The organism is Thalassomonas actiniarum, from assembly GCF_000948975.2.
Lineage (GTDB): Bacteria > Pseudomonadota > Gammaproteobacteria > Enterobacterales > Alteromonadaceae > Thalassomonas > Thalassomonas actiniarum.
This window is the reverse complement of record NZ_CP059735.1, coordinates 1,208,631-1,235,179: the sequence shown is the minus strand read 5'-3', so window position 1 is coordinate 1,235,179 and position 26,549 is coordinate 1,208,631. Positions and strand designations below refer to the sequence as shown.

The 26,549-nt window shown below is 47.5% G+C and carries 20 protein-coding genes and 1 tRNA gene; 6 read left to right on the top strand and 15 right to left on the bottom strand.

Going from position 1 to position 26,549, the window contains the following annotated elements:
• Positions 1-15: 15 nt before the first annotated feature.
• Complete coding sequence (locus tag SG35_RS05410; protein ID WP_274055342.1) at positions 16-1,392, bottom strand: DEAD/DEAH box helicase; 1,377 nt, start codon at positions 1,390-1,392, stop codon at positions 16-18.
• A gap of 316 nt (positions 1,393-1,708) precedes the next feature.
• Between SG35_RS05410 and SG35_RS05405 the strand changes: the two genes are divergently transcribed.
• Positions 1,709-2,443: a Tll0287-like domain-containing protein gene (locus SG35_RS05405; protein ID WP_063888678.1), complete on the top strand. Its 735-nt coding sequence runs from the start codon at positions 1,709-1,711 to the stop codon at positions 2,441-2,443.
• Positions 2,444-2,463: 20 nt separating this feature from the next.
• Positions 2,464-4,182 carry a methyl-accepting chemotaxis protein gene (locus SG35_RS05400; RefSeq protein ID WP_053043287.1) on the top strand — a complete coding sequence of 573 codons (1,719 nt, stop codon included), beginning with the start codon at positions 2,464-2,466 and terminating at the stop codon, positions 4,180-4,182.
• A 48-nt stretch (positions 4,183-4,230) separates the two neighbouring features.
• Here the strand turns inward: SG35_RS05400 and SG35_RS05395 are convergent, their stop codons facing one another.
• The 9 genes from SG35_RS05395 to SG35_RS05355 all read right to left on the bottom strand — a co-directional run bounded on the left by SG35_RS05395 (position 4,231) and on the right by SG35_RS05355 (position 13,438).
• Positions 4,231-5,313 (bottom strand): protein-glutamate methylesterase/protein-glutamine glutaminase, encoded by a 1,083-nt coding sequence (locus SG35_RS05395; protein WP_044834789.1) that lies wholly within the window; start codon positions 5,311-5,313, stop codon positions 4,231-4,233.
• 132 nt (positions 5,314-5,445) lie between these two features.
• Complete coding sequence (locus SG35_RS05390) at positions 5,446-5,970, bottom strand: chemotaxis protein CheD (protein ID WP_053043286.1); 525 nt, start codon at positions 5,968-5,970, stop codon at positions 5,446-5,448.
• On the bottom strand, positions 5,964-6,791 hold the full coding sequence (locus SG35_RS05385) for a CheR family methyltransferase (RefSeq protein ID WP_053043285.1): 828 nt from the start codon (positions 6,789-6,791) through the stop codon (positions 5,964-5,966). Before SG35_RS05385 ends, SG35_RS05390 begins: the two co-directional genes overlap by 7 nt.
• Positions 6,778-7,350, bottom strand: a complete 573-nt coding sequence (locus SG35_RS05380; protein WP_044834767.1) for a chemotaxis protein CheW — start codon at positions 7,348-7,350, stop codon at positions 6,778-6,780. The genes SG35_RS05385 and SG35_RS05380 overlap by 14 nt, the downstream gene beginning before the upstream one ends.
• A gap of 11 nt (positions 7,351-7,361) precedes the next feature.
• Complete coding sequence (locus tag SG35_RS05375) at positions 7,362-9,698, bottom strand: methyl-accepting chemotaxis protein (protein WP_044834766.1); 2,337 nt, start codon at positions 9,696-9,698, stop codon at positions 7,362-7,364.
• A 35-nt stretch (positions 9,699-9,733) separates the two neighbouring features.
• Positions 9,734-11,953: a chemotaxis protein CheA gene (locus SG35_RS05370; protein ID WP_044834765.1), complete on the bottom strand. Its 2,220-nt coding sequence runs from the start codon at positions 11,951-11,953 to the stop codon at positions 9,734-9,736.
• A gap of 15 nt (positions 11,954-11,968) precedes the next feature.
• Complete coding sequence (locus SG35_RS05365) at positions 11,969-12,232, bottom strand: STAS domain-containing protein (protein ID WP_160298345.1); 264 nt, start codon at positions 12,230-12,232, stop codon at positions 11,969-11,971.
• 49 nt (positions 12,233-12,281) lie between these two features.
• Positions 12,282-12,647: a response regulator gene (locus tag SG35_RS05360; RefSeq protein WP_044834763.1), complete on the bottom strand. Its 366-nt coding sequence runs from the start codon at positions 12,645-12,647 to the stop codon at positions 12,282-12,284.
• 11 nt (positions 12,648-12,658) lie between these two features.
• Positions 12,659-13,438 carry a methyl-accepting chemotaxis protein gene (locus tag SG35_RS05355; protein ID WP_420794560.1) on the bottom strand — a complete coding sequence of 260 codons (780 nt, stop codon included), beginning with the start codon at positions 13,436-13,438 and terminating at the stop codon, positions 12,659-12,661.
• A 796-nt stretch (positions 13,439-14,234) separates the two neighbouring features.
• On the opposite strand from SG35_RS05355, the gene SG35_RS05350 reads away from it, so the two are divergent.
• Together SG35_RS05350 and SG35_RS05345 are read left to right on the top strand one after the other, a co-directional pair.
• Positions 14,235-15,347, top strand: a complete 1,113-nt coding sequence (locus SG35_RS05350) for a response regulator (protein ID WP_044834761.1) — start codon at positions 14,235-14,237, stop codon at positions 15,345-15,347.
• Positions 15,348-15,397: 50 nt separating this feature from the next.
• On the top strand, positions 15,398-18,403 hold the full coding sequence (locus tag SG35_RS05345) for a response regulator (RefSeq protein ID WP_053043283.1): 3,006 nt from the start codon (positions 15,398-15,400) through the stop codon (positions 18,401-18,403).
• Positions 18,404-18,612: 209 nt separating this feature from the next.
• On the opposite strand, the gene secF is transcribed toward SG35_RS05345, so the two are convergent.
• The 5 genes from secF to queA all read right to left on the bottom strand — a co-directional run bounded on the left by secF (position 18,613) and on the right by queA (position 24,231).
• Entirely contained in the window at positions 18,613-19,560 is a 948-nt protein-coding gene (gene secF / locus SG35_RS05340; protein WP_044834760.1) for a protein translocase subunit SecF, read from the bottom strand.
• A 12-nt stretch (positions 19,561-19,572) separates the two neighbouring features.
• Positions 19,573-21,420, bottom strand: coding sequence for a protein translocase subunit SecD (secD, locus tag SG35_RS05335; protein WP_044834759.1), 1,848 nt, complete (start codon positions 21,418-21,420; stop codon positions 19,573-19,575).
• 22 nt (positions 21,421-21,442) lie between these two features.
• Positions 21,443-21,778, bottom strand: a complete 336-nt coding sequence (gene yajC, locus SG35_RS05330; protein ID WP_044834758.1) for a preprotein translocase subunit YajC — start codon at positions 21,776-21,778, stop codon at positions 21,443-21,445.
• 92 nt (positions 21,779-21,870) lie between these two features.
• Positions 21,871-23,007 carry a tRNA guanosine(34) transglycosylase Tgt gene (tgt, locus tag SG35_RS05325; protein ID WP_044834785.1) on the bottom strand — a complete coding sequence of 379 codons (1,137 nt, stop codon included), beginning with the start codon at positions 23,005-23,007 and terminating at the stop codon, positions 21,871-21,873.
• 180 nt (positions 23,008-23,187) lie between these two features.
• Positions 23,188-24,231, bottom strand: coding sequence for a tRNA preQ1(34) S-adenosylmethionine ribosyltransferase-isomerase QueA (gene queA, locus SG35_RS05320; RefSeq protein WP_044834757.1), 1,044 nt, complete (start codon positions 24,229-24,231; stop codon positions 23,188-23,190).
• Positions 24,232-24,548: 317 nt separating this feature from the next.
• Between queA and aceK the strand changes: the two genes are divergently transcribed.
• Positions 24,549-26,321, top strand: a complete 1,773-nt coding sequence (aceK, locus tag SG35_RS05315; protein ID WP_044834784.1) for a bifunctional isocitrate dehydrogenase kinase/phosphatase — start codon at positions 24,549-24,551, stop codon at positions 26,319-26,321.
• Positions 26,322-26,415: 94 nt separating this feature from the next.
• Positions 26,416-26,492, top strand: a tRNA-Trp gene (locus tag SG35_RS05310).
• Positions 26,493-26,549 lie beyond the last annotated feature (57 nt).

Here is a 26,549-nt window from a genome sequence, read left to right as displayed (position 1 = left end):
CCTGTTTATCAGCCGTTAAGCCGGTTTGCGCTGGTTACCACCCGATTTATTGCCATTGCCACTGTTTGCCGGGCGCCTGTTCCGGTTAGCGGAAGACCTGCGATTCGCAGAGTTTTTATCGCCATGCCTGCCTGCAGGTTTGTGCCCCCGGGCATTTTCACCGGATCTTTGCCCGTCTTTATGCTCAACCTTAGGTTTTTTCGGCTTTTTCGGCTTTTTCGGTTTATTGGGACGCAGCGGCCGGGACTCGGGCAGTTCATTAACCGGCACATAACCGTCAATTTCCTTACGGGGAATGAGTTGCTGGATCAAACGTTCGATATCGCATAATAACTTATGCTCATCGGCGCACACCAGGGAAACCGCCTGCCCGCTGCTGCCCGCCCGCCCGGTGCGGCCAATGCGGTGAACATAATCTTCAGGCACATTGGGTAACTCAAAATTAACCACCTGGGGCAGTAAATCAATATCTATGCCGCGGGCGGCAATATCCGTCGCCACCAGCACCTCAATGCTCTTATCCTTAAAAGCCGCCAGGGCTTTTGTTCTCGCGCCCTGGCTCTTGTTGCCGTGGATCGCCGCCGCTTTAATGCCTTCGCCTTCTAAATGCCGGGTTAACTTATTAGCGCCGTGTTTGGTTTTGGTAAACACCAGTACCTGTTGCCATTGGTTCTCTTTAATTAAATGGGTCAGCAGGGCCGGTTTGCGCTTTTTATCTACCGCAGAGATCCATTGGCTGATTTTTTCTGCCGTGGTATTGCGCGGGGTTACGGAAATTTCTACCGGGTTATGCACCAGGCCCTTGGCCAGTTCACGAATTTCATCGGAAAAAGTCGCAGAAAACAGCAGGTTCTGTCTTTGTTTCGGCAACAGGGCCAGTATTTTTTTAATGTCCCGGATAAAGCCCATATCGAGCATGCGGTCGGCTTCGTCTAAAATCAACACTTCCAGTTGACTGAAACGGACGGCATTTTGGTTATACAAATCCAGTAAACGTCCCGGGGTGGCCACCAGGATATCAACCCCCTGGCGCAGACGCATCATTTGCGGATTGATTTTCACCCCGCCAAACACCACGGTTGAGTTCAGCGGCAGGTATTTGCCATAAGTACTGATGCTGTCGCTGACCTGGGCAGCCAACTCCCGCGTCGGGGTTAACACCAGGGCACGGACATTATTGGCCTTAACTTGCTCCCCTTGAGCCAGTCTTTGCAGTAAGGGCAAGGTGAAGCCCGCCGTTTTGCCGGTACCGGTTTGCGCCGCGGCCATAACATCTTTGCCCTGGATAACCGCAGGGATCGCCTGTTGCTGTATCGGAGACGGCGTCTCATAACCTTGTTCCGTGACTGCTTTAAGGATAGGGTCTGATAAGCCCAGTGAGGAAAAACTCATAGATATGTCTCTTGTTGCGTTGGCTTTGTTATTAGTGCCGGATCAGCGGCGGTGCAGCATACCGGATTTAACCGGTCAGGGCAATGACAGCAAGCAGGGTATTTTTCTGCCCGTGCGGCACTGACAGGTCTAGCATTAATATTAGCCGGCGGTATTTTAAAGGACAGGTACAAATCATTTATTTTTTCATACAAAATTTGACAGAGAGTGCATTGTTTACCACATTTATCAATACAGAATAATTCGGATACCTAAGTAGCAAAAACCACTCATTTTATAATAGCTTTTACTCTTTAAACTTATCTTATGGAGAGAGATGATGAATGCCCTTATTGCCAGGATCCTGCTATGCCTCCCCCTGTTAATCTTTGTTACCCCCGGACCGCTCTATGCCGCCACCAATGTCGAAATAAGTGAAGAACTGACCACCCTCTACCGGGCTGCCAGGAAGGTAATTTCCGATAACCAGGGACATATCAACAATGCCGCCATCGGTGATAAAGGTTTATCCGGAGAAGTCGTGGCGGCCAAAACCCTGGAAAATTATCAGGCGGCAACCGGAAAAACCATCAGTAAAGCCAAGATGAGCCAGGCACAGGCGGCAATGCTTAATGCCGTGAAAAAAGTGATGGATGATAATCAGGATTTGATCAATGAAAAAGGCACGGGATTAAAAGGCTTCCTACCCGCCATTTTTGCCCGCCAGGTCGCCACGGCGTTTAGCCTGGACATGAAAGGTAAAATGAACATTAAGCTCACCGCCCCGAAAAAATATGTCAGAAACCGGGCTAACCGCCCGGACAAGTGGGAACATAATGTTGTAGAAACCGTTTTTAAAAATCCGGATTATGAAAAGGGCAAATCATTTTATGAAGATACTAAGGTGAAAGGCAAAAGCGCCTTCCGTTTTATTTTACCCGAATATTACGGACCTTCCTGCCTGGGTTGTCACGGCAGCCCCAAAGGAGAGCGGGATATTACCGGCGGTAAAAAAGAAGGCGGGGTATTAAATGAATTGGGCGGAGCCATTAGTCTGACCATTTTCCATTAACGGATTAACGGAGAGCTCAAATGTTTAAGTACATGACTATCGCCACTAAACTCAATCTTTCCAGTGGCGGTTTTTCGGCTCTGGTGACCATAGCTTTTGTTTATATCCTGATCACTGTCAATTCAACCTCAGGCATCATAGAGGAGCAACAGGGATTAGTGAGCCAGCAAATAACAGCGGTCACCAACCAGGGCAACCAACTGCAAAACCAGCGCCGGGCAGTCAATGAACAAATGGTCATTCTTGCCGTAGACCGCCATTTTACCGATATGCGGGTCTGGCTGTTAGATCTGACCGTCAGCTGGTTAAATGAAGCAGAAGAAAATGCCGAGCTCTCCCAGCAAAAACTCAACAACCAGTTAGAAAAACTCACCGGCATAGACCAAAACCTTAGCCAGACAATCAAAGAAAAGTCCGAGCTATTTTATCAAACCATGCTCGATGCCGTTGATGCCTATGTTGATGAAAACCGGGTAAAAGGTAATTCGTTAACGGCTGACGCCCGCCTTATCGCCTCAGAAGTCGATTACCTTATCCGGGAATTTACCGCCAATATTGATGAAACTTTGAGTAGGGCCAACCAGCAGGTCACCCTGGCGGGCCAGTCTGTTGCCGACTCCGCCAATAAGGTCAAACTGGCGTCTGATAGCATAGTTTCGGAAAATACCAGCATGTGGGATATCACCATAGTGATCCTGGTATTATCGACCCTGCTCAGTATCGCCTTTAGTGTCGTGTTGAGGCGGGAGATCTGTAATCCCATCCAGAGGTTACGCACGACAGTAGAGCGGATCCAGCTGAACTCAGATCTCAGGGAAAGGTTTAAAATCGTCAGCATGGATGAAATAGGGGTCACCGGCAGTTCATTTAATGAAATGATGACGCAGTTTTCCGATATCATCTTACAGGTGAAAACCGCCTGTGATGAAATGGAAAATGCCACCAACTACCTGGTTGATTTAATGCAGGAAACCCAGGAAGGCGTGGTCTCCCAGGAAAGAGCCACCGACCAGGTCGCCGCAGCAATCAACCAGATGGCGACGACGGTGCAGGAAGTGGCCGGACATACCGAAACCGCCAGCAAATCTACCGCTTCAGCCAAACTCACCGCCGAAGAAAGCCGTGAAGTGGTACAAAACTCTGTGGCCGCGACGCAAGGTTTAGCCACGTTATTTAATGATACCAATGACTCCATCACCCTGGTGGAGAAATACAGCAAGGAAATCGGCGGGGTATTAGATGTGATCCGTGGTATTTCCGAACAAACCAACCTGCTGGCATTAAATGCCGCCATTGAGGCCGCCCGGGCCGGTGAAGCAGGACGGGGATTTGCCGTGGTCGCCGATGAAGTCAGAACCCTGGCGCAAAGAACCCAGGAGTCGACGGAAGAAATTGATACTATGATCTCCAGCCTTCAGGCCCGTACCGCCCAGGCCGTTAACTTAATGGGCAAAGGCAATGAAGAGGTCAAAAGTGTCGCCAACCAGGCTGAAAATGCCGAAAGCTCCCTGCAGCAAATTGCCCACCAGGTAGGGGAGATCAACGATTTGAACAACATTATCGCCACCTCAGCGGAGCAACAGCGCGTGGTCGCCGATGAGATCAACCAGAATGTGGTGGATATCAGCGATACCTCCACCACCACCACGGAAGCGGTAAAAGCCACGGTAAAATGCGGGGAAAATCTGCTGCGATTATCCCGGCAACTGGAACAATTGGTGAGCCAGTTTAAGGTTTAAGCCGCCGGGTCAGCCACTAAAGCCGGCAACAAAACTTAAGCCAGCCCTTTATTTAAATTGACAAATGGTACCGGGAATATCGGCTAAACTCACGGCACGCATCGCGCCGCCGTTTTTCAGCGCTGCTTTTGGCATACCAAAAATGATGCTGCTGGCTTCATCCTGGGCCAAGGTCAAGGCTCCGGCCTTGCGCATTTCCAGCATACCTTGTGCGCCGTCGTTACCCATTCCGGTAAGAATAATTCCCAGGGCATTTTTCCCGGCACAAGAAGCTACCGAGCGAAATAATACATCGACCGATGGCTTATGGCGGCTGACCAAAGGGCCGTCCTTTAACTGAATATAATATCGGTTATCCTTATATTTCAAAAGCATATGCCGATCTCCTGGAGAGATGTAGACACACCCCGCATTTAGTCGATCTCCGTCTTCCGCTTCTTTAATGGTTAACCGGCAAATATTATTTAACCGATTGGCAAAAGCCCGGGTAAATTTCCCCGGCATGTGCTGAACAATAAGCAGTGGCGGAATATTATCGCTTAACCGGGCGAGCACACTTTCGATCGCTATGGTACCGCCGGTTGAGCTGCCAATGGCTACGATTTTAGTCCCCGAGCAGACAAGCTTTTTCTCCTGCGGTTTAGATAAAGGCAAAATAACCTCGGCATCTTGTTTTTTTAACGCTTCTTGCTCACCGGCGGCGGCAACACTGGCTGTTAATTTAGTGGTACTGGCGCAAGCAGCCGCTTTAACCGAGTGGATAAAGCCCCGGGCATTTTCGGTTAAAAAGGCTTGTATTCCCAAGGCGGGTTTACTGATAACTTCCACCGCCCCTAAGGACAAAGCCTTGATGGCATCCCCGGCCCCCGATTCCACATGTGCGGAGCAAATAATCACCGGGGTTGGCCGGGTAGACATGATATGTTTTAAAAACGTTAAGCCATCCATTTTCGGCATTTCAAGATCTAGAATAATGACATCGGGCCAGACTTTTTCCATTTTTCTTTGGGCAAAAACCGGGTTCGCCGCCGCCCCCAGGATTTCGATGTCATTATCCCGGGATAAAATATTGGCGATCACCGTTCTCACCGTTGCCGAATCATCAACGATTAATACCTTAATTTTTGACACTTTTACCTCGTTTATCCCCCTTATTAACACCACTGACATCAACCGGCATATTACTTCTTGCTCCCCCCGGACGTTAACTCCACTTGTCTGCCTGTCACACAACCAGATTCAAGCTGCTGATCAATATCCGCTTTAAGTCAGGCCCTTGAGCTCTGCCACCGTCGAAACCTCTACTCTGCCATCGGCCAGATCCATCAAAATTTTTAAAGCTCCCTTGCCTGAGGTATAACTGTGGGCAATCAACCAGTTATTCTCCCGTATCTGCGTCAGGGCAAAATCCAGGTTCATTTTTCCGATCCGGCCCATTGCTCCTTCATCAGCCACCTGTAGTGCCTGCATGCCTCCGTACAGCCCCAACCGGTATTCTTGTATATCACTTTGCTCAAGGGCCATATGCTGCTGAAACAGTTTGATTGCCTGGTCACCGTAACGCCCGTTTAATAAAGCTCCCTTTGCTGTCCCCTGCTGCTCCCGGCTAACATCCCTTGGGATCACAAAGTGGCACATACCGCCGATTTTCTTCACCGGATGCCAGAAAGTTAACGCGACACAACTGCCAAGCAAGGTTTGTATATATTGATATGCTTCTTGTTTGCCAAAATAAAAGTCACCGGGTAAGAGCACCACTTTATTATCGAGATAAAGCATAATCAGCATTTTTGATAAATAGTCGCCTGTACCGGCCGTAAAAGATCCGTCATCCCCCTGAGGCTTTCCGAATGGCCGATAAATAAATAACCTCCCGGTACTAACTTACCGATCATTTTGTTGATGATTTGTTTTCTCTTGATTTCATTAAAATAAATTAAAACATTGCGCAGAAAAATAAAATGGAACCGGCCGATTTCCGGCAGTTCACCGTCTAAATTCAATAAAACAAAACGTATATGTTGCTTTAACGGCTCACTGAACAACAATTGCCCGGCCTGGCTGCGTACTCCTTTAAGGCAATACTTGATCAAATAACGGCGGGGGATAGAGCACGCCCGGGATATATCATACATACCTAGTCCGGCACTGGCCAAAACCTGGGTATTGATGTCACTTGCCAATATTTGCCAATCGGGATGGCAACGGTTTTCGGCAACCGTCATCGCCAGGCTGTAAGCTTCTTCACCGGTAGAGCAGGCGGCACTCCAGATCCTGATCGGTACGGTGACGGAAAACGATGCCAGCTGACGACTCAAAAACTCAAAATGCTGCGCTTCCCTGAAAAAACTGGTTTCATTGGTGGTAAGAGCATCAATTAAATGCTGTATTTCCTGACGGTTATCCGGTGATTTCACCAGTTGCAAGTATTGTTCAAAGCTGCTCAGCTGCAATTGCCGTAAACGTTTCGCCAACCTTGCTTTAACCATGGCTTGCTTTTCCTCGCCAAGCGTCACCCCGGATTCTTTAAACATCAGGCTTTTAAATTGCTCGAATACCTGCTTGCTTAAGGTAAGTTGATTGGTATCAAGCATATCATTCTTTTTCATGATCTTGTTGCTGCGCCAGCTCGCTCTGGCTGGCTTTACAGGCTTGATCAACGCTCTGGTTTATCTCGCTCAACATCGAGAGCTCATCTATGGATAGCACCTTATTTATTTGAAGTAAGACAATAAAATGCCCGGCTATTTTTCCCATGCCAAAAATAAAATCGGCCCGTATCTGATTGCCAAATGAAGGTGGCGGCTCGATATTGTCGCTGCTGATTTCAACCACGTCATTGACACCGTCTACCAGCATGCCTACTTCTAACGGCCCCTCATCCGTTGCCAATTCAACGATAACAAAACAGGAACGTCGGCTTGTTTGTGCCGGTTCATTGCCAAACCTGGCTAGTAAATCAATAATAGGCACCACCAGACCACGCAAATTAAGCACACCGCGAATAAAGTCAGGCATCAGGGGGATCCTGGTCAACTCAACATATTCAATAATTTCTTTGATGGAGAGTATATCCAATCCATATTCATCATCTCCCAGGGAAAAAGTAAGAAACTGATCGCAGCTGACAACCGCTTCTTCCCTTTGATGACTTTCATGCTCAGACATAGGTTTATTCCTTATTCAAAAGGTTCAAAGTCTTGTTTATTGATTTTAGGCTGCGGGACTCCCGCCACACCTTTGCTGCCCTCCCCAGCCATAGGGTTGGCCGCACTTTCAAGGGGAGTAGACGGAGCAGAAGAAGCTCCCTGTTCACTGACTTTAAAATAAGAGACTAAACGGCTGACCTGGATAATACGGTTACTCATTTCTTCTGAAGTGGCAGCCAATTCTTCGGCGGCTGCAGCATTTTTTTGCGTGGTTTGATCCACCAGATTCATCGCCTCACTGATCTGACTGACCCCTCCGGCCTGTTCGTCGGAAGCATTGGCAATTTCCTGCACCAGATCGGCGGTTTGTTCTATGCCCGGTACTATGGCATCAAGTAACTCCCCTGCACCTTCCGCCGTTGCCGTGCTTTTTTTCGCCAGTTCACCGATTTCTTTGGCGGCAATCTGACTGCGCTCCGCCAGTTTACTCACCTCGGCCGCAACGACAGCAAAACCCTTACCATGCTCGCCGGCACGTGCCGCTTCAATGGCAGCATTTAACGATAACAAATTAGTCTTATAGGCAATATCATCGATAATACTGATTTTCTCGACAATTTCTTGCATCGCAGACACAGTTTGCTCCACCGCTTTACCGCCCCCGCGGGCATCGGTGGCGGCCTTGGAAGCAATATTATCGGTAATTTTAGAGCTTTCCGCATTTTGACCTATCGATGCCGTCATCTGCTCCAGGGCGGCGCTGGTCTCTTCCACACTGCTGGCCTGCTGGGAAGCCCCGTCACTAACCGAATGCGCCGTGGTTTTGACTTCCGTCGACGCAACCGTCAGCACTTGGATAGAATCGCGTATTTCATAAATAACATCATGCAACTTTTCCAGAAAGCCATTCAATGATCGGGCCGTTTGTCCCAGTTCATCCTCTCCAAAGTTGGGGATCCTGGCAGTCAAATCCCCTTCACCGGAACGTAAGTCTTCTGCGGCCGTTAACATGGCATTAATGGGCCGGATGATAATGGTGCGGGAAAACCACAAGGCAATGATGGTGGCAATCAGCAGTAAAAACAAAGCCGACATTAAAATTGTATTTCTCAGCTCGTAAGCAGGCGCCAGGGCTTCACTTTCATCAATTTCATTTAAAATAACCCAATTCACCCCGATAATATCGAGTGGCGCATAGGCCGACAGCACAGAGACATTACGGTAATCATTAAAAATATCCTCTCCGCTTTCCCCTTGCTGGGCCGCTTTGACCCCTTTGCTTTTTATCGATTGCAGACCGATAGCACTGCTAATCTTATTAATTTTATCAACAAGTTTGTTATCCATGCCAGAATCCCTGAGCACTTCGATGTATGCGCTTTTATCTTCAATTAAAAAACGGGTCTGGTTACGCAGGGTCAGATCTTCCCCGACCAGATAAGTTTCTCCCGACTCACCAAAACCGGCCTCTAGCCAGCGGTTATTATTTGTCATGATATTATTGATACGATCTACCGGCATCTCAAAAATAAGCACGCCAATCTGCTCATTTCCATCAAAAATAGGTGAAGCAATAAAAGAAGCGGGGGCATTAAATGTCGGAATATAAGGTTTAAAATCAACAATCTTGATGTCATCAGCCGCAGCAGAGGCCCGGGTACTGCGAAAAACCTCCGCGATATTGCTGTCCTTATAGGGGCCGGTTAACAATGAAGTCGCGTAATCCATCTCTTTATATACGGAATAAACGATATCGCCGGTTTTATTATCCACCAGGAAAATGTCGTGATAGCCGAACTGCTTCAGAAAATTATGTATGACCGGATGGTAGCTGGCATGAGTTTTACTGTAGTTGCTGCCATCCGGGGCGACATCCAGGTTATGTTTATCCCCGGTTGCCTCCGGGTTTTCAACAATATATAAATGTTGCAGCAACCTGGTAGTACTGTTTTGTGGCAGGTATTGATTGAGCTCGACCTTAGTATCCAGATTGTTATTTAACCGCTTTAAAAATTCATTGCTATATTCGGCGCGCAATTTACTATCCAGGCTTGCAAGGGCTTTATTACTAAAGGCCAGCTCTTTTTCTATGCTATTAAAGTCTTTTTTAAAGGCTTTCATAGCATCCACTATCATACGGTCTTCGGAATAAGTAATAATTTGAGCCCGGATCTTTTTAAAATAATCTTCAATCCGGGATTTCTGAATTTCCCTGACCGATGTCAGCCGGGAAAAGGCACTGGAAACCAAGGCATCATGGGCGGCGTTATAACTGAGGATAGCAGTAAAAATAATAGTGATCAGCGTCACAATAACAAAAGCGAGGGTCACCTTATTACCTAATTTCAGATGAAGTGACATTTTCATAAGTGCTCTCCACAAACATATAGCTGTGTCTAAAACTAATACAGGCCTGGATTTTTACCGCTCGCCTGCAAGTCGGCATTTTTAAATAAACCTGCAACATCAAGGATCATCGCAACCTCGCCACTGCCCAGGATAGTTGAACCGGCGAGCCAGTCTAAGCGCTTAAAAATATTGGACAGAGGTTTGATCACGGTTTGATATTCACCAAGGGAGCGGTCAATCAACACGCCGCCTTTGCGGTTGCCATAACGCACCACGATAATATTTTGTCTGGGCGGCGGCCGGTCCTGGCAGGCAAATAACTCCCGTAAACGGACAATAGGCAAAACCTCGCCACGCAAGTTGATCAAATTACGGTTGATTGTTTTAATATCGCTCGACTCGGACAGTTCCAGGCACTCAATCACACTGTTTAACGGCAGTACGTACTGACTATTGCTGATTTCCAGCAAAAAACCATCGATTATCGCTAAGGTTAGCGGCACCCTGATACGCATGGTCAATCCCTGTCCGGGGCGGGAATCAATTTCAATAGTGCCCTTAAGCTGTTCAATGTTTTGTTTAACAACATCCATACCAACGCCGCGCCCGGAGATGTTGCTGATTGTTTCGGCGGTAGAAAACCCGGGTTCGAAAATCAAACGGTAAATATCATAATCCGCCATGCCTTCAGCGCTTGTTATCAGGCTATTTTCTATCGCTTTTTTAATCACTTTCTTTTTTGTGATCCCCTGACCGTCATCACTGACTTCAATCACTATGTTGCCGGAATCATGATAGGCCCTCAGGGCAAGTTGTCCGTATTCGGGTTTGCCGGCCGCAAGCCTTTGCTCGGCATTTTCAATGCCGTGATCCATAGAATTCCTCACTAAATGCATCAGGGGATCCACCAACTTTTCCACCATGCTTTTATCAAGCTCGGTATCTTCCCCGGAAGTGGTCAAACGTATGTCCTTATCCAGCTCCAGGCTAATATCCCGGACCACACGCTGAAAACGTGAAAACGTTTGTCCTATAGGTACCATACGCAGCTTCAGGCAATTATCCCGTATACTTTCAATCAGGCTCGAAGTAGATGCCATGGCATCAATTAAGTTACTGATACGACTCTGTTTGGCTAACAAAGCACTGTTTGCCTGGGCAATCACCAACTCCCCCACCAGATTGATCAGACTGTCGAGCTTTTCGGCATCTATACGCATGCTGGTACTTTCATTTGCTTTGCTTTTTGCCTGTCGCTCCCGGGACTGTTTTTGCTTGTTCAGGGCAGTATCCACGACTTGTTTATCCACCCCTTGAGCGGGGATCAGTTCGCCGACTTTTACAGGCTCTTCTTCCGCCGGCATGGCCATCTGCGTTTGTAAAATACTTTCCAGCTCTTTCGGCGTCAGTGCCCCTACCTGCAATAAAATCTGCCCCAGCTTGGCATCGTCATCTGCCAGGGAGTTAATCAAGGTTATATATTCTTCGGTCTTGCTATGGGGGGCAATAATAGTCAGAGTGCAGTCATCACGGACAAACTCAAATACTTCTTCGATATCTTTTCTTTCCGCCCGGGAATATAACTGCACCTCAAAACCGAGATAACAGTTTTCGGGATCGAATGCTTCACCGGCAGCGAGCAGGTTATCAACCAAAGTATGTACCGATTTAATATCTCCGACAGTAGCGAGAAAACGAATAAACGACAGCGGATCCATGCCATTTTTTAATACCTGGGCATTAAACCTCAGTGAGATATGCCAGTTATCAGAAACCGTCCCCGACTCCGCCCTCTCCAAACCCGGCTTATTATTATCTACCGAACCTATATCACCCGGCCCCGGCGATGTTTTCCCACTGTGTTCATGCTCTTGTCCGGCTTTACCGCCATAAGGGAAAAGTTTGTTCACCAACTTCTGGCTCGCCTGCCCGGTTTCCCCGGAAATATTTTCACCGTCAGCACCGGTACAATCCACCAACAGCCTGATATGATCACTACAGCTGAGCAATACCGAGATCAGTCCCTGATCGATTGCCAGCTCCCCTTTGCGCATGCGCATCAAGACAGATTCAACCTCATGGGTAAAGGCAACCAGGTGCTCGAAACCAAACATACCGCCGCTGCCTTTAATGGTATGGGCGGCGCGAAAAACCGCATTTACCGCTTCAGTATCCCCGGGATCTTGTTCCAGCGATAATAGCTTTTCTTCCATCTCTTCCAGCTGCTCTTTCGCTTCAATAAGAAATGTTTGTATTACCGGATCTAAATCCATGGTTAAACCTTATCGTCAAAGATATTGGTTAAAACGGTCAACATCGAGTTGTAACAACTCAAATGCCTGAGCACTGGCATCACCGTGGACAATATGGCTCAAAGTGAAATTATGGCCTTGGGCAAGAAAATACAGCTGCAAAATAAGCTGAATACCCGAAGTGTCGATCTCTCCCACCTGAGTTAAATTCACCGCAATATCGGCATCAAAAGTGAGTTTTTCGCTTATTTCCTGATATAACAATGCCGCTTCATAAATGGTCATGTCACCCTCAAACACAACTTCCTTTTTCTCCTGTGATGTTAAAACCGTCAACATCCTGAGCAACTCACATAATAAGCTTTTGCACGGCAGTGAGCATTTGCGCCGGTTTAAAAGGTTTGACCATCCATGCCCTGACCCCGGCCGCTTTGCCTGCCTCTTTTATTTCCTGCTCGGACTCTGTTGTCAGCATGATCACCGGCGTAAATTTATACAAAGGTAATTTTTTCAATTCCGTCACAAAGGTAATGCCATCCATTACCGGCATATTGACATCACTGACCACCAGATTGATTTTTTGTCCCGCCAGCTTATCCAGCGCGTCCTGGCCATTTTCTCCTTCAATCACCTGATAACCGGCTCCCGTTAGGGTGATTTTTATGATCTGGCGAAGTGACGCCGAATCATCCACAATAAGAATAGTTTTCGCCATAATATTCCCCGTTAAAAGAACTCGACTTCATCGTTATTACCGGAAGATTTAGCTTGCTCCGGTGCGCTATTATGGTGAAGCTGTTTTTGCTCAACCATAGTGTAAGTGGCTTCACTTTCTGCCAGCCATTTTTCAATAATGCCGCCATCAAATAAGCCTGCATGGTAACCGGGCAACTCCTGCTCAACCTTGCCCATGAAATCACTGATATGCGTTAGCATCTGGCTGACCCTGTCCTGGAATTGCAGCGACACCAGGACATCAGAAACATCTTTTAGCAACTCAGTATTATCATGCTGGATGACTTTACTGGACTCTGACATTTTTCCGGTAATAAGCTCAAAGTCCGAGATCACTTTGCCTATCTTCTCCCGGCTATTCTCCAGGAGGCTTGCTGCTGTATTCGCTCCGCTTTTTACTGTAGTTAACGCCGAGTCCATGGCGGCATTGATATCGTCTACTTTCTGCGACATACTGCTACCGGTTTGTGATGAACGGATAGACAAGTTACGCACTTCATCGGCAACCACAGCGAACCCCCGACCGCTATCTCCTGCCCGGGCAGCTTCTATGGCGGCATTAAGCGCCAGCATATTGGTTTGCTCTGCGATACCGGAAACCTCAACCGCCATGGCTTTAAGCTCCTCGGTTAAATCAACCAAAACATTCATTTCCTTCAGCGCCAGCTCCTGGCTGGCAAAAGCTTCCGCCAGGGTATCCAGGCTAATATCCAGCTCCTTATTGCTGTTTTTAATGTAACCAAAAGCCCCTTGCTCCCCCTCGGCATTCATTTGATGTGTCGTGTCTATGGTTGCCGTTAAACGGTTAACTATGTCGGTAAATTTCCGGCTTAATTGGGTAATGGCATCGCCGCTAATATCTCTGGAATGGCTGATTTGCCGGGACCATATCGGCATCAGGGTGCAAATGGCTTGATTTAAATATTGATAGGCTTGTTTTTCTTTCCGGGTTTGTGCTTGTTCTTCCTGCTTTTGGCTACTTTGCCAGGCAAGCTTGCAGCTATTATGCAATTGCAGGCTGGAGATTATGCCCAAAACCAATAAAACGCCAATACCAAGCCAGGAGAACAAGGAAAGATCATTGAATAATATAACACCAACAGCCAGTACAGAAATGATCAAAGGTGAAGCGTTTAGCCAGTTACTTTTGCTTTTATCAATCACCTGTATACCTATTTTCCACTTAGAATTCCCTTTATGAATGAGGCATTCGTCAATGAATCATAAGTTTGCTTGTTCAATTATAGATACAAGTAGATATTTTTTCTTAATTTGTCACAAACCTGCTGCCAAGGAGCTTATCCGGCAATTTTAAGAGCAAGCAAATCATCACCTTAAAAGATAATTTCGGCATAAGCTTTTCTCATTTTTCTAAAAGCCAAATAAAAAGGAGCCTTTGCAGCTTATCAACAGAGTTTTTATTTCCGGGGGCAGCAAAAATAATATTTTTACTATACTGAAAGGGCAAAATACCGCCCTGGCTATTTAACAGGGAAACATTTTCAAGGAGGAATAAAGAGCTCGGGTCAAATCATGATTACTTAAGTTCAAGATATGAGAAGTTCTGATGACCGAAAAAAAACGCATTTTAGTCGTAGACGATGAAGAGCTCAATCTGTCGTTGATAACCGGTATCCTGGAAGATGATTATGAAGTTATCGCATTAACCAGCGGTGAACAATGCCTGGAACAGTTTCTGTCCATAGACCCGGACATCGTGCTGCTTGATGTCGAAATGCCGGTCATGGATGGATTACAAGTCTCACGCGAACTGCAAATCATCGCCCAGTCCCCCATCGTCTTTGTTTCTGCCAAAGGCAGCCTGGAAGAGCGCTTAGCCGGCTATGCCGCCGGCGGTTATGATTATATCGTCAAGCCCGTTGACGGTTATGAATTACTGGCAAAGATCAAGCTTATCCTCGAGCATCAGGCCGAGAAAAAGGCCCTGGAACAAACCGCTCAAGAAACCACCAGCGCCTTTATGAATGCCCTGAGCTTTAGCAGCGAATTTGGCTATGTCGTGGATTTTGCCCTGGAGATCTATAACGCCAAAAGCTACAGCCAGGTGGCCGAAACCATGCTGCGCACTTTAGGTTTATTTAATGTCGATGCCGCGGTGCATATCAGGGCTGATTACGGCGAAGCATTTTATTCCAACCGCGGCCAGTGCTCCCCGATGGAACAGGAAATCCTGATCTTATTAAAAGACAGGGGGCGCATATATGATTTCGAGCAGCGCTCACAAATCAATGAAAAAAGGGTAAGCGTATTGGTTAATAATATGCCGCAAAACCCGGAAGAGTATGGCCGTTTAAAAGACCATTTGCCTTTTATGCTCAGACTCACCGACGGTTATTTAAAAAACCTGGATATAGGTTTCCAATTAAGTAAGCAAGAGAAACTGCTGCGGGAAACCGTGCAGGAAGTCAGCGAACAATTTGTCGTTATTGAACGGGAATTAAAAGTCAATCACAGTGTTTTTGAGGCTGCCATGTTCGATATGACCAAAGACATGGAAAAAAGCCTGCAATTTCTGGCGTTAACCGAAGAGCAGGAAGAGCAGCTCAATGAAATTATTCACAGCCATACCGAACGGGCATTTGGGGCGATAGATAAGACCAGCATGATCACTAAGGCGTTTAACATCATTCTCACCAAGCTGCAAAAATTTGTTCACTGAGCCAAACTGTCCGCTGCTGACAGCTCGGCTATTGGCTGGAGTTACCTGCCTTGGCAAAGAAAATAGTCCTGATCATCATTTTTTTCGCCCTTTTTCTGGCCGGATTAAGCTACGGTATTCAGCAATGGATTATCCTGCCAAGTTTTTACCAGCTGGAACGGGAGCTGGCCATTAAGGACCTGAACCGGGTGCTTGATGCCATAGAGCAGGAAACGAACCATTTAACCAATGTCACCAATACTTTTTCTTCCTGGATAGATACCTATAAATTTGCCGAAGACGGCAATCAAAGCTATATCAAAAACAACTTCGGCATGACCGTAATGCAAATCACCCAGATACACCTTTTCCAAATTTATGACCGGGCAGGAAAAAAGATCAAAGAGGAGATTTTTGACCCCCTCTACCTGAAAAACATTACCTTAAGCCTGTTTGATCGCCAGCTGCTGCCGCGACACGATAACTTTTTTCAAGCCCAGCCCGAAGACCTGCTCCAGGGCATAGTATTGAGCGAATATGGGCCCCTGATGCTCAGTGCCTTACCCATACTCAAAGATGATGGTTCAGGACCGGTTAACGGCACTTTAATAATGGGCCGTTTTATCAGCCAGGACATCATCAGAAGATTATCAAAACAAACCAAGATCAGCTTCTTTGTTGAACCGGTAGAAAAAAACAAAATTCACAGCCCCCCTGCTTCAAACCAGGAAAAGGACAAAGAGCTGATCACCACCAATAAACATGTGCTTATTGCCCACGGTTTGCTCAGGGATATCTTTAACCAGCCGGCACTAAAAATACACGCCAATATTCCCCGAGATATCACCATGCACGGTATAGATGCCAGCACCCTGACCTCGATGACCATCTTACTGAGCCTGTTACTGCTCGGTACGACCTTGTTGACCTTGTTTTGTGTTTATAACACCAAAATAAAAAAGGTGAACCAGGAAATAAAAAAAGAGGTTGATTACCGTACCTTTCAACTCAGGCTTGCCAAAGACGATGCCGAGCAGGCCAAAGATGAAGCTGAGCTCTCCAGGGAGCAGGCGATAAAAGCGAATCGTGCCCGGGGGGATTTTCTCGCCAATATGAGCCATGAGATCCGAACCCCGATGAATGCCATCCTCGGCATGTCCTATTTATGCCAGCGCACCGAACTTTCTGCGAAGCAGGCCAGGTATATCAACAATATTCATCACACCGCCAGCTCTTTACTTGGCCTGCTTAACAGCATATTGGATTTCTCCAAAATTGATGCCGGAAAAATGGAACTGGAAATCACTGATTTCACGTTAGATGACTGCCTGAGTTATCTCGATCGCCTTACCTTTGAAAGCGTCAGGGAAAAAGACGTGCCGTTAATTTTTGATGTCCAGGCCAAACTCCCTTTTATGCTTAAAGGGGATCTGCTGCGTTTAGGGCAAGTCGCCTTAAACCTGGTACAAAACTCATTAAAATTCACAGAGCGCGGCGCAATTTATGTCACGGTCAAGTTGGTTGAGCAAACACAGCAGCAGGTAAGCTTAATCATCACGGTAGAAGATACCGGTATAGGCATGTCCGAAGAAAGCGCCGAGCATATTTTTGATGAATTTATCCAGGCAGACCCCTCAACCACGCGCCAATATGGCGGCACGGGTCTGGGGCTGAGTATTTCCCGGCAATTGATCTTATTGATGGGGGGGAAAATCAGCCTGAGCAGTGAATTAGGCAAAGGCACACAAATAACCGTCGAACTGAGCTTTGAAAAAAGCAACCACAGCAACCGTGAAGTCTGTGATGCCCTGGCCGGCAAACAAATCATCATCATTGCCAGCGATAATAAATTAGCCCTGGCCATCACCCATACCCTGGCCAGTTATGGCGCAAATATCGAACGCTTTAACACCTTTACCTCAGCTCTCACTCATATCAGCAACGGCAATATTCTGCTGATTAACGAACATTTCAGGGCACAGGACATCCGTGATTTTCTCAGCCTGCTCAGGCAAAAAAATCTTCGCACCACAAATATCCTGTTAAGCAATCAAGCGGAATTGCCCGAGGCATTAGCACAGGAAAAACTGGCAATATTATCAAAAGCCGTCCACTTAAGCAGCTTCTGCCTGGCGGCAGATATAGGCATGATTGCGCAACAGCTCAAGACAGAGCAAGCCTTGCACCGGAACAAAATAGTGAGTTTGGAAGATAACCTCAGGGGAAAGCGCATTCTGCTGGCAGAAGACAATGCCATGAACCGGCAAATAATCGTGGAATTATTATCTGATGTCGGCATCAATGTCATTTTGGCAGAAAATGGCTTGCAGGCAATAGAGTTACTGTCGGAACACAAAGTTGACGCTATCCTGATGGATATTCAGATGCCGGTCATGGATGGTATAGAAGCCACCAAACAAATCCGGCGACAAACTCAGTGGCAGGCCATCCCCATCATAGCCCTGACCGCCAGTGCCATGCGCGGAGACAAAGAAAAAGGCCTGGCGATAGGGATGAGCGATTACCTGACTAAACCTGTCTTTTCCGATAAATTATATCAGAGCCTGATACGCTGGTGCGGTGAGTTTCCAACGCAGGCAAAAATGTCAGCTGCTGCCCCTCCTAAAGTGCCCGGCAGCTTTGACGGCACCAATACCGATATTTTACCGGCAACACACCAGACAGCGCCGGAGCCGGTTACAGCAGCTCCCGCAGAATTTAGTCGTCAGATCCTCGATATTGAAGCAGGATTAAAGGTTTGCGCCGGTAAACAGCACTTACTCAATAGTTTATGGCAACAGTTTTCAGATAAACACGGGGACAGCATTCAACGGCTCAAAAACTTGCTGGAAAACGGCGACATCAAACAGGCCTGCGCCCTGCTACATAACCTTAAAGGCATTGCCGGCAACATAGGGGCGTTAACCCTTGCCCGACAAGTTGCCGATTTATATCGCCAGTTAACCCTGTCCCCTGGCGATATGGACAAGAACCAGCTTGAGAACATGGCAAAGCAACTACAACAAGTACTGGAAGCAATTAACAAACAGCTCCAGGAAAAGCCGCCTCTTCCCTGATACAGCATACTACCGGGTGCGCCGGAATCATCAGGGGAATTTTCAAAGGGGAGAGTTGCTTATCAAGCCCGCATAACTGACATCATCATAACTTGGGGACGGGAACATAAGCAGGGGTGTACAAATATCGTACTACAAATAGAATAAAACCGGGCAAAATGCCCGGTTTTATGGTGCGGAATAAACCCGCCGCTGTCAGTTATTAAAGCTTAAGGCATCATTTGTTCTTGTTCCGCACCTTCTTTTTCAATCACTTCCGGGATCAAATCTTCTTTGGAGATCCCAAGGGCAAGGGCAACCGCACTGGCCACATAAATTGAAGAGTAGGTACCGACAAAAACACCAAATAATAATGCCGTAGCAAAACCGTGAATCAAAGCGCCGCCTTTAAAGAACAGGGCCGCCAATACCAGCAAGGTAGTGATCGAGGTAATAAAGGTACGGCTCAAGGTTTGCGTCAGGGAGATATTAATGACTTCCGCCGGGCCCCCTTCACGGATTTTCCTGAAATTCTCACGGATACGATCGGAAACAACAATAGTATCATTGAGGGAGTAACCGATAACCGCCAGAATGGCCGCCAATACCGTTAAGTCAAATTCCAGGCCAAGCAGGGCGAATAAACCTAAGGTCAGCAGTACATCATGGAACAAAGCCACCACAGAGCCCAGGGCAAAACGCCATTCAAAGCGAAAAGCAACATAAACCAGGATACAAATCAGCGCGGTTAGCATTGCCAGACCGCCTTGCTCCGTCAACTCTTCACCGACACTGGCGCCGACAAATTCAATACGGCGCATATCGATATTTTTATCGGTACTTTGCTGTAATATCGACAACACCTGGTTGCCCAGCATTTCCGCCTTTACGTCTTCACGTTGGGCCAAGCGGATCACAATATCCCGGCTGCTACCGTATAATTGCACCACGCCATCTTCAAAGCCATTGCTGTCGAGTACCTGACGAATTTTCGTTAAATCCGCCGCTTCCTCAAAACCAACTTCAATCAGGGTACCGCCGGTAAAATCCAAACCAAAGTTCAGCTTCTTGACCATTAACAGGCTAATGGCCGAGATCATCAGCACTATGCTGAAGACCATGGCCACCTTACGAAAGGCCATGAAGTTAACGGTTTCTTTTAATCTTAAAATTTGCATGTTAATTCCAACCTATATCGACAGTTTTTCAAGGCGTTTACCACCCCAGACCGCATTTACTACGGTACGGGTACCGACAACGGCGGTAAACATGGAAGTGACGATACCGATGGATAAGGTAACCGCGAAACCTTTAATAGGCCCGGTACCCACGGCAAACAAGATCAAGGCGGCAATCAAGGTGGTGATGTTGGCATCCAAGATAGTGGAAAAGGCCGCATCATAACCCTGGTGAATCGCCTGCTGAACCGATTTCCCTTGCCGCATTTCTTCCCGGATACGCTCAAAAATCAGCACATTGGCATCTACCGCCATACCTACGGTTAACACTATCCCCGCCATACCCGGCAAGGTCAGGGTCGCCCCCGGGATCATCGACATCACGCCGACAATCAATACCAGGTTGGCGCCAAGCGCCAGGTTGGCCACCACACCAAAGGCACGGTAATAAATCATCATAAAGATAAAGACCAGACCAAAGCCCATCATGATCGCCTGGAAGCCCAACTGGACGTTTTCAGCCCCTAAAGTCGGCCCGACAGTACGCTCTTCCACAATCTGGATTGGGGCAATCAGGGCACCGGCACGCAATAACAACGCCAGGTTATGGGCTTCCGCCTGGGAACCGGCACCGGTAATCCGGAAAGATTTGCCTAAACGCGCCTGGATAGTGGCAACACTGATCACTTCTTCAATTTTTTCAAAAACGGTATTGCCCTGAGGGTCAAGTTTATCCGTTGCCTTATATTCAATAAATACCGTCGCCATTGGCTTACCGATATTATTTTTCGTGGCATTTGAAAATTTGCTGCCACCGGGAGAGTCCAGGGTAATATTTACTTGCGGACGGCTGTATTCATCAAAGCTGGAACCGGCGTCAACAATATGATCCCCGGTTAGCATGACCCGCTTTTTCAATAAGGTCGGTTTACCGTCCCTGTCATATAACAGCTCAGAGCTACCCGGCACACGACCGTTAAGGGCATTAGCCAAATCGCCTTCGGTATCCACCATACGGAACTCTATGGTCGCAGTGGCATTAAGAATTTCTTTGGCCCGGGCGGTATCCTGAACGCCGGGTAATTCTATGACGATATGTTTTTGTCCCTGACGCTGCACTAACGGCTCGGCCACACCCAGCTCATTAACCCGGTTACGGATAATGGTGATGTTTTGCTGCAAGGCATATTCGCGGGTTTCTTTAAGCTTCTGCTCCGTCATCGAGGCGGTTAACATCAAAGTATCTTCATTGTCCACCAACAATAAGTCACGATAACGTTTCTTTAACAGCGACTTGGCTTTCGCCAGATCTTCAACATTACGGAACTGGATATTGATGCCTTTAGCGCCTTCTTTCACGCTGCGATAACGTATTTTTTCGCCGCGTAAGTCATTTCTGAAATCCCCCACCATGGCTTCTTTTGCCTTGATGATGGCTTCATTCATGTTCACTTCCATCAGGAAACTGACGCCGCCGCTTAAATCCAGACCTAATTTCATCGGCGTGCCGCCTATATCCGCCAACCACTCGGGAGTTGCCGGCGTCAGGTTTAATGCCACGGAAAATTGATTGCCCAGGTTCTCATCCAGTAAATCCCGGCCCTTAAGCTGAGACTCGGTATCATGAAAACGCACCAATACCTGGCCTTTCTCAAGCGCGATACTGGCAAAATCGATTTTATCTTGTTCCAGCTGAGCCCGGACATTGTCTAATGTCGCGGCATCGGCTTCAACGCCGCGCAAGCCGGAAACCTGCACTGCAGGATCTTCACCGTACAGATTCGGCGAAGCGTATAATGCACCAAAGGCGACTACAAAGAGTACCAGCAGTGACTTCCATAGTGGAGACTTATTTAACACAAGTTTGTCCTTATTTTAGCGGTTAAAGCGACTTCATCGTGCCTTTAGGCAATACCGCGGTGACCGCACCTTTTTGCACTGTCACTTCAGTGCCTTCGGCAATACTGACGACAATAAAGTCTTTTTCATCAGAAACCTTGACGATCTTACCGACAACGCCGCCCTGGGTCAGCACTTCATCTCCTTTTGATAATTCTGACATCAGATTCTTATGCTCTTTCACCCGCTTGGCCTGCGGACGATAGATCATAAAATAAAAAACCAGACCAAAGACCAATAACATGATCACCATTTCCATACCGCCACCTTGTGGTGCTGGTGCCGCAGCGGCATGCGCCTGACTTATAAATAAACTCATAACTTCCTCTTAATTTTTTTTATCAATAGCTAATTTTGGAACCATACCGGAATTTGGCTTAACTCGAAAGCGTCAATCCGGCACGGTATGTTTTAATCTTCTGCTTTATCTGCACCTTTTAATGGCGGTACCGGCAAATCCCGTAAGGCATAAAACTCTTCGACAAACTCGTCTAATTTACCCTGCTCAATGGCATCACGCAAACCTTGCATCACCCGCTGATAAAAACGCAGGTTATGCTGGGTATTTAATTGTGCCCCTAAGATCTCATTACATTTATCTAAATGATGTAAATAGGCGCGCGAGTAATTTTTACAGGTATAACAATCACATTGTGGATCCAATGACCCGGTATCCGTTTTATGGCGCGAATTGCGGATCTTGATCACGCCATTGGTAACAAATAAATGGCCGTTACGGGCATTACGGGTCGGCATCACACAATCAAACATATCGATACCGCGGCGCACACCTTCCACCAAGTCTTCCGGTTTACCTACCCCCATCAAATATCGGGGCTTATTCTCGGGGATCAAGGGGGTAGTATGATCTAATATGCGGATCATATCTTCTTTGGGCTCGCCCACGGATAAGCCGCCGATGGCAAAACCGTCAAAATCTATCGCTTTAAGGCCGCTAACCGAGACCTCGCGCAAGTCTTCATACATGCCGCCCTGTACGATGCCAAACAGCGCCGAAGGATTATCGCCGTGAGCGTCTTTAGAGCGCTGGGCCCAACGCAGCGAAAGTTCCATCGAAGTTTTTGCTTCTTTATGGCTGGCAGGATACGGAGTACACTCGTCAAAAATCATCACGATATCCGATCCCAGGCTGCGCTGGACTTCCATCGAACGCTCCGGGGTCAACATGATCTTTTCGCCGTTCACCGGCGAGCGGAACTCTACCCCTTTCTCGGTAATTTTGCGCATCGCTCCCAGGCTGAACACCTGGAAACCGCCTGAGTCCGTTAAAATCGGCTTATGCCAGTTCATAAAGTCATGCAAATCACCGTGCTGCTCGATGATTTCGGTACCCGGACGCAACATCAAATGGAAGGTATTGCCTAACAGTATATGGGCGCCGGTGGCTTCCACTTCGGCTGTGGTCATGCCTTTTACCGTGCCATAGGTGCCTACCGGCATAAAGGCCGGGGTTTCCACCACGCCACGGTCAAAAATCAAACGGCCGCGACGGGCTTTACCGTCTGTGGTCACCAGTTCATATTGCATTGCTTTGTTTTTCATAAATATCCTTCGCCCACCAGCGAAACAGGCCGGCAGCAGTTTAATTAACATGGTTGCCGTAACACGGCATTCACCTCGTCCCTTTACTCCCTGTTGTTTTTAGCTATAGGGAGTGAGCAAGACAAAGCTTTCATTTTTCTTCTTTTTCGTTATTTTCCAACAAGGCTAGTCTTTTCGGGTTAAAAACATGGCATCGCCATAACTGAAAAAGCGATACTCTTTCTCCACCGCCTGGCGGTAGGCCTGCATAATATGCTCATAACCGGCAAAGGCACTGACCAGCATCAGCAAGGTCGACTCAGACAAATGGAAGTTGGTCACCAGGGCATCCACCAGTTGGAACTCAAACCCCGGGGTAATAAAGATATCGGTATCCCCGTAAAAAGCCTTCAACTCTGTGCCCTTATCAAGGGCATCGCGTGCGGCGCTTTCCAGCGAGCGTACCGAAGTCGTGCCCACGGCAACGACCCGGCCGCCGGCCTTTTTCGTGTCGGTTATCTGCTGCACCACTTCCGGCGGTACTTCCACATATTCGGCATGCATAACATGCTCGCTGATCTCTTCCACCCGCACCGGTTGAAAAGTGCCGGCGCCGACATGTAAGGTCACAAAAGCAAAGTTTACCCCTTTGGCGCGAATTTTTTCCATCAGGGCTTCGTCAAAATGCAGCCCCGCGGTCGGTGCGGCCACGGCGCCGGGTTTTTCATTGTAAACCGTCTGGTAACGCTCGCGGTCACTGTCTTCATCCGGTCTGTCGATATAAGGCGGCAGAGGCATGTGGCCAATTTCATCCAGCACGGTCAAGACCGATTTATCGCCGTGAAATTCCAGCTCAAACAAGGCATCGTGGCGGGCTACCATAGTGGCATTCACCTGATTTTCCAGCAATAATTCAGTGCCGACTTTTGGTGATTTGCTGGCGCGGATATGCGCCAGCACCCTGCGCTCATCCAACAAACGCTCCACCAAAACTTCCACCTTGCCGCCGCTGGCTTTTTGGCCAAACATACGGGCGGGGATCACCCGGGTATTGTTAAACACCAGTAAATCACCGGATTCAAGCTTATCCACCAGGTCGGTAAAAACCAGATCCTGAATATTGCCACTGGCGCCATCCAAAGCCATCAGCCGGCTGGCACTGCGGTCGGTTTTAGGGTAACGAGCAATAAGCTCTTCGGGTAAGTCAAATGAGAAGTCTGCTACACGCATGAATTTACAACAAGAATAGGCAAGTTTAAAGGCGCAGTATTTTAGTCTAATTACACAAAAATAACAAGCAGACATTCCCCTGTTCCCTGCCGGGCAAGCTAAAAGCAACCGGGCCGTCGGACCCGATATCAGCACCTTATTTTAGCGGCCGGGCACATATACGTGTAACACCGCTTTTAAGAAGCTGATACCGGCTTGATTTAAAACAGATTCAGGGAGATTATTACCGTCATTCATCAAAGAATTATCCCCCTAGTCAGTCACTATAAGGTATGCTGAGCTAAAGCCCCTTTATGCTTATCAAGACTTATACGGATATGAAAGATCACGCTTTTGCCATAGCTAAAACCATTTTGAACGGTTTTGAACGCCATATTCATCTTTTCAGTGAAATCACCCGCTCCGCCAAGCAAAGGTTTGAATTATGCCAGTGGGCCCAGGTACAAACCGCCGCCAGGGACAGAACCGATTATTACGATAAGCGGGTGGCAGAAACCCTGGTCACCATACGCCAGGATTTTAATATCACCTCCCTTGACGATACTTTATGGCAAAACATAAAAAACCTGTATATAGAATTGCTCAGCCGGCATAACCAGCCGGAACTGGCAGAAAGTTTCTATAACTCAGTATTTTGCCACCTGTTTGAACGTAAATATTATCATAATGCCTATATTTTCGTCGAAAGCACGGTCACCCGTCTCGACAGCAGGCCGGCGCCGCCGATATACCGCAGTTATTTACCGGCGGAAAAGGGCCTGGCACAAACCATAGAAGATATTTTCACTTTTCATCAGTTTGATATTGCCTACGAAAATCTCCCGCGGGATATAGATACCTTGATCAAAGCTTTTCGCCACCAGGCGAGAAAAACCATGTTCCGCCTGGAAGAATTGCAGTTTGATATCCTGGATTTTATCTTTTACCGCAATAAAGGCGCCTACATTATCGGCCGGGTCCTTTCTCCTGCCGGGCAAACCCCTTTTATCGTTGCCGTACTCAACGATGAAAAAGGCGGCCTTTATATCGACGCCCTGCTCACCGAAGGGGAGAGCATGGCGGTGGTCTTTGGCTTTGCCCGGGCCTATTTCTTTGTCGATTGTCAGCACCCCCATGCCCTGGTGGAATTCCTCCATCGCCTTATCCCCCATAAAACCCGGGCGGACTTATATGCGGCGATAGGTTTTCATAAACAGGGAAAAACCCAGTTTTACCGGGACTTTCTCAACCACCTGGACAACAGTAAAGATAAATTTGAACTGGCAGCGGGTATTAAAGGCATGGTGATGTCGGTCTTTACCCTGCCTTCCTACCCTTATGTCTTTAAAATCATCAAGGATAAATTCTCCCCCAGTAAAAACATCACCAAAAAAGATGTTAAGGCAAAATATCGCCTGGTGAAACTCCACGACAGGGTCGGCCGCATGGCAGATACCATGGAATATTCGGAAGTTGCCTTCCCCAAGGCACGCTTTTCTCCCGAGTTACTGGAAGAGCTGACCAAGGTCGCCGACTCCATTATCCGCTTAGAAGACGATCTGGTGATCATCGAGCACCTGTATATCGAACGCCGGATGAACCCGTTAAACCTTTATCTGGCTGATGCCGATGACCAGCAGGTCAGCGATGCCATGTATGGCTATGGCAAAGCAATAAAACAGCTGATCGCCGCCGATATCTTTCCCGGCGATATGCTGCTTAAAAACTTCGGCGTCACCCGCCACGGCAGGGTCATTTTTTATGATTATGATGAAATCAGCTATATGAATGAAGTTAACTTCCGGGTAAAACCCGAACCGAAAACCGAAGAGCAGATTTATGCCTCCGAGCCCTGGTACTCGGTAGACCCCGGCGATGTCTTTCCCGAAGAACTGGCCACCTTTGCCCTGGCCAACCAGCGCTACCGCAATGCCTTTATGGAACATCACGCAGAGTTACTCGATGCCGCCTTCTGGCAACAATGCCAGCAAAATATTGCCGACGGCATCTTTGAAGATGTTTATCCCTACCCGGATAAGATACGTTTTTGCAATTTAACCAGCGATGGCGTACAAAAAGACGACAACAAAAACGGCCTGATCCCTAAATAACGCCTGTTTTGTTCAACATTTAAGCGAACGGTAAATTTTTTTAATTTACCCCTTTACCTTTAGTTCGGCTTGCGTATAATGCGAAGCCCTCAGCAGGGGTATAGTTCCAATTGGTAGAACAGCGGTCTCCAAAACCGACGGTTGGGAGTTCGAATCTCTCTACCCCTGCCATCTTTTCTTTTTATTTCTCGTATATCAATCAATCTTCTAAACAAAAACTTAGCGCGA

Coding starts and splice junctions, on each gene's coding strand:
- SG35_RS05410 (WP_274055342.1), bottom strand. CDS start 1,392: ATGAGTTTTTCCTCACTGGGCTTATCAGACCCTATCCTTAAAGCAGTC.
- SG35_RS05370 (WP_044834765.1), bottom strand. CDS start 11,953: ATGGATTTAGATCCGGTAATACAAACATTTCTTATTGAAGCGAAAGAG.
- SG35_RS05360 (WP_044834763.1), bottom strand. CDS start 12,647: ATGGCGAAAACTATTCTTATTGTGGATGATTCGGCGTCACTTCGCCAG.
- SG35_RS05400 (WP_053043287.1), top strand. CDS start 2,464: ATGTTTAAGTACATGACTATCGCCACTAAACTCAATCTTTCCAGTGGC.
- SG35_RS05355 (WP_420794560.1), bottom strand. CDS start 13,438: ATGAATGCCGAGGGGGAGCAAGGGGCTTTTGGTTACATTAAAAACAGC.
- SG35_RS05405 (WP_063888678.1), top strand. CDS start 1,709: ATGATGAATGCCCTTATTGCCAGGATCCTGCTATGCCTCCCCCTGTTA.
- queA (WP_044834757.1), bottom strand. CDS start 24,231: ATGCGTGTAGCAGACTTCTCATTTGACTTACCCGAAGAGCTTATTGCT.
- SG35_RS05350 (WP_044834761.1), top strand. CDS start 14,235: ATGACCGAAAAAAAACGCATTTTAGTCGTAGACGATGAAGAGCTCAAT.
- yajC (WP_044834758.1), bottom strand. CDS start 21,778: ATGAGTTTATTTATAAGTCAGGCGCATGCCGCTGCGGCACCAGCACCA.
- tgt (WP_044834785.1), bottom strand. CDS start 23,007: ATGCAATATGAACTGGTGACCACAGACGGTAAAGCCCGTCGCGGCCGT.
- SG35_RS05390 (WP_053043286.1), bottom strand. CDS start 5,970: ATGCTGATTATGCTTTATCTCGATAATAAAGTGGTGCTCTTACCCGGT.
- SG35_RS05385 (WP_053043285.1), bottom strand. CDS start 6,791: ATGAAAAAGAATGATATGCTTGATACCAATCAACTTACCTTAAGCAAG.
- SG35_RS05375 (WP_044834766.1), bottom strand. CDS start 9,698: ATGAAAATGTCACTTCATCTGAAATTAGGTAATAAGGTGACCCTCGCT.
- aceK (WP_044834784.1), top strand. CDS start 24,549: ATGAAAGATCACGCTTTTGCCATAGCTAAAACCATTTTGAACGGTTTT.
- secF (WP_044834760.1), bottom strand. CDS start 19,560: ATGCAAATTTTAAGATTAAAAGAAACCGTTAACTTCATGGCCTTTCGT.
- SG35_RS05380 (WP_044834767.1), bottom strand. CDS start 7,350: ATGTCTGAGCATGAAAGTCATCAAAGGGAAGAAGCGGTTGTCAGCTGC.